Annotated in this window: 4 protein-coding genes; all 4 read left to right on the top strand. The window is 46.0% G+C overall.

All coding sequences use genetic code 11. The annotated features are described in order from the left end of the window. The first annotated feature begins 18 nt into the window (after nucleotides 1–18). Entirely contained in the window at nucleotides 19–2,292 is a 2,274-nt protein-coding gene (locus C7R94_RS29110; protein ID WP_106785985.1) for a GGDEF domain-containing protein, read from the top strand. 66 nt (nucleotides 2,293–2,358) lie between these two features. Then, the gene (locus tag C7R94_RS29105; RefSeq protein WP_047068916.1) at nucleotides 2,359–2,787 is read left to right on the top strand and encodes a peptidylprolyl isomerase; all 429 of its coding nucleotides are present in this window, start codon (nucleotides 2,359–2,361) and stop codon (nucleotides 2,785–2,787) included. Nucleotides 2,788–2,970: 183 nt separating this feature from the next. Beyond that, nucleotides 2,971–3,639, top strand: a complete 669-nt coding sequence (locus tag C7R94_RS29100; protein ID WP_106785984.1) for a site-2 protease family protein — start codon at nucleotides 2,971–2,973, stop codon at nucleotides 3,637–3,639. 19 nt (nucleotides 3,640–3,658) lie between these two features. Next, the coding region (locus tag C7R94_RS29095; RefSeq protein ID WP_106785983.1) for a segregation/condensation protein A at nucleotides 3,659–4,158 on the top strand (500 nt) is incomplete at its 3' end.

Raw genomic sequence — 4,158 nt, 5'->3', positions numbered from 1 at the left:
GAGGGGGAGCGATTCATCATGTTGTCGACTCTTATGAAGCGGTTTCGACGAATACCCTATATTTCATTGGACAAGCGCCAATGGATGAAGGCGATGATTCGGCAAGAAGTGGAGAGAGAGAAGAAAGTCGTCATGTTTTATATAGATATCGTCAAGCTGACAGAGGTAGAGCATCGCTATGGTGATACGAGTGCCAAGAGAGTTCTTCATATATTCGAAAGCATTTTGCCAGCAGTAGCTCGTCAAGCATTTGAAATCAAAGGGAGAATCATCGCGATTCAAAAGCTGTGGGGAGACGATTTTGCGATCTACACTTCCTTTTCGAAAATGATGAGTGAAGAAGACTGTCAAATGCTATCGATTCATTTTCAGGAGTTGGCTGAACGACAGTTAAATCGACAAGTGAGCTTCGTCAATCGCGAGGAGCTTCGTGTCCATATCGGCTATGCGGAAATCATCGGAGACGATATCGTGAAAGAGCTGTATACCTCTGTCAAGCATGCTGTACACATGGCCAAGTATGGGATTACCTCCGAAAAATATGCCCACATCAGACAATTTCACAAGCTGCTTGAAGAAGAAAACGTTCAGATGCACTTCATGCCGATCATTCATTTGCCAAATGGCGAAGCTTTGGGATGGGAGGCACTGGCGCGAGGTCCGGTCAACAGTCTCTTTGCAACTCCCGCCGCCTTGTTCTATTATGCACAAGAGACGGATACTGTGTTTCGTTTGGAGCATATATGTCGCAAGCGGGCATTGGAGCATATACGCTACCTGAAGCCTCATGAAAAACTATTCATCAATTTGGACCCACGAGCGATTGACGATCCGTTTCTATTGCGCGGCAAAGTGCAGATGCTTTTGGCAGAGTATGAGCTGACGCCACAAAACATTGTTTTTGAAATTACAGAGCGCCACGCGATTACGAATTACGCTGCCTTTCGAAAAATTATCGAAGAATACCGCAAGCAAGGCTATATGATTGCCGTAGATGATGCGGGAGCAGGGTACTCCAGCTTGGAATCGATTACAGAAATCTACCCAGACTTTATTAAGCTTGACATGTCATTGATCCGCAATATCGATATCGATCCGATTAAGCAGGCGTTGTTGGAGACGTTTGTATCCTTTGCTGACAAAGTGAACTGCAAAATCATAGCAGAAGGGATCGAGACAGAGCGAGAGCTGGAAACGCTCATGGACGTCGGTGTCATCTATGGACAGGGTTACTATTTAGGCAAGCCGGATAAAGGGATGGCGCAGCTATGTGGAAAGGCGATGAACTTTCTAAGGTTTACGATGGAAAAGCGGATTGAGCAAGAAGCAGCGCCAATACTACCAACTCCAGCTATGACGGAAATCTTGGCAAAGACAATCAGTGTTGAAAAGCACGTGAAAGTAAGACGCATCCATGAGATTTTCGAACAAAATCAGCGGATTGAAAGCGTGGTTGTGCTGGAGAACGGCATACCGGTTGGACTTGTCATGCGGTTTTCTCTGTATCAAATTCTCGGTGGTCAATACGGAATCGCGCTCTATTATGAAAGGCCCGTTTCTCAAATCATGAATACCAACCCGCTCAAAGCTATCAAAGACGACAAGTTAGATGAGGTAGCGAAGCGCGCGATGGCCAGGGATGCTTATCATTTGTATGATGTCGTCATTATTATTGATGAGAATGGCGAGTACATCGGTATCGTTACCGTGCAGAAGCTGTTGGACAAAATGGCTTCCATCAAACTCGAGATGGCCAGCTCTGCTAATCCGCTGACAGGATTGCCGGGGAATGTGCAGATTGAAAGAGAATTGAATCAACGGCTGAAACGGATTGACCATCAGGTGGTCATCTACTGTGATCTCGATCGTTTCAAATGGTTTAACGACCGCTACGGTTTTGAAGTAGGTGATCAGATCATTGTTCGAACCGCGAACTTGTTGCGCGAAGCCTCAAAATGGTACGGAAGCGGATCTGATTTCATCGGTCATATTGGCGGAGATGATTTTATCCTGATTACGAAGGCGCAGTGCGCGAATGATGTTGTATTGTTTATCATGGATGCGTTTACGCCGTACTTTTCGGACATTTATGAAAAACGCAGAATGGGTGACGGTCAGGAGCTCTCGATGTCGATGGCAGGTGTCGTCTTATATGCAGGGAAGTACACCAGTGCGGAACAAGTTGCAGAAAAGGCTGCGTACGTGAAAATGGTGGCAAAGGCGAAGGCTGGGACGGTTTTTATTACCGACTGTGAGTTGCCTGGCGAAGAGCAGATCCGCATCGAGGGATAATTGGACGTCAATCGTTCTCCATGGTAGAATGGGTACGTTAACTTTACAAGGTATGGAGGTCAACATATGAAAAAGGCGCTCATCACCATGGAAAATGGTAATCAAATCGAGCTGGAGCTGTTCGATCAAGAAGCTCCGGGCACAGTTGCAAACTTTGAGAAATTGGCTAATGAAGGCTTCTACAACGGTCTGTCCTTCCACCGCGTTATCCCTGGCTTCGTAGCACAAGGCGGTTGCCCTTACGGAACAGGTACAGGCGGTCCTGGTTACACCATCAAATGTGAAACAAAAGGAAACCCACACAAGCATCTGCGCGGTTATCTGTCCATGGCACACGCAGGAAAAGACACAGGCGGAAGCCAATTCTTCATCTTGTATGATGCTTTCCCTCACCTCGATGGCGTACATACAGTATTTGGTCGCGTTACTTCCGGTATGGAACACGTGGATGCAATCAAACAAGGCGATAAAATGGGTACAGTAAAAGTAGGATAATAGAAGTTGACTGAACACCGATGAGGGAATCCTTGTCGGTGTTTTTACGTCAGGATGCATGCTGGGTCAAGCTGGAATGGGGTTGTAAGCCTATCTATCTGCTGGTATGCTAGAAGATAGACGATTTTTATCAGGGGTTGTTCAAAAAGATGACTTTTTGAACGCGCATGATTGGAGGAAGCAATGGATCTTTTTCATTTTGATTGGAAAACGGTACCGTTTCGCTTAATTGCGTTCGTTATCGCTTTCACTTTGCATGAATGGGCGCATGCCTTTGTCGCTTGGAAGCTGGGTGACAATACGGCGAAATCAGAGGGGCGATTAACATTAAATCCAATCCCGCATATTGATCCGTTTGGTTTGATTCTCATTCTGTTTGGTCCATTTGGTTGGGCGAAACCGGTGCCGATCAATCCTCTTCATTTTCGCGGGAACAAGCGTTTAGGTATCGTTTACGTTTCGGTGGCAGGGCCGATTATCAACCTGATACTATCGATTTTATTCTGCATCGTGTACATTCTTGTACGCTATTCCGGAATGATGGAAGGAATGAATGAAAAAGCAGCCTTTGCCATTGAGGTAACGCTTGAATTTAGTATCATTATCAATGCTGCACTCTTCGTCTTTAACCTTTTGCCGATCCCACCATTGGATGGCTACAAAATATTGCGCTTCTTGTCTCCACGCAGCTGGGATGCAAAGTACTATCATTATGAGGTATATGGACCATGGATCTTGCTCTTGCTGATTTTCATTCCAGGCGTAAGCTCTACTATTTTTGGGATTCCGCTTGCTATTGTTAGCACCTGGATTCAACAGATTGCAGTGAACATCTTAAGCGTGTTCATCTAACGGAAACGAGGGACGACTTTTGGCTTACAGCATCAAACTTGATTCCTTTGAGGGACCACTCGATCTGTTGCTCCATCTGATCGACAAGGCTGAGGTGGACATCTACGACATACCGGTAGCGGAAATTACGGAGCAATACCTCGCGACGATTGACAAGATGCAAGAGCTCCAACTGGATGTGGCCAGTGAGTTCGTAGTCATGGCGGCTACGCTCCTCTCTATTAAAAGCAAGATGCTGTTACCGAAGAAGGAGGAGCATGTCTTTCAGCAGTTCCTCGATATGGATGTAGACGAGATAGACCCGCGTGAAGAACTGGTTGCGCGTCTGTTGGAGTACAAGCGCTATAAGATGCTTGCCGAGAACCTGAGAGAAATGGAAATCGGTCGTAATCAAGTCTTTACGCGTCCCGCTGAGAATTTGTCTCCTTATGTGCGTGAAGAGGATCATACCGTAACGAATGTGACCCTATACGATTTGATCAACGCGCTGGAAAAGCTGGTAAAGAAAACGAAAGAAAA

It is taken from the genome of Brevibacillus sp. NRRL NRS-603 (genome assembly GCF_003013445.1).
In the GTDB taxonomy this organism is placed as follows: domain Bacteria; phylum Bacillota; class Bacilli; order Brevibacillales; family Brevibacillaceae; genus Brevibacillus; species Brevibacillus formosus.
This window is presented reverse-complemented; position numbering and strand designations above follow the sequence as displayed.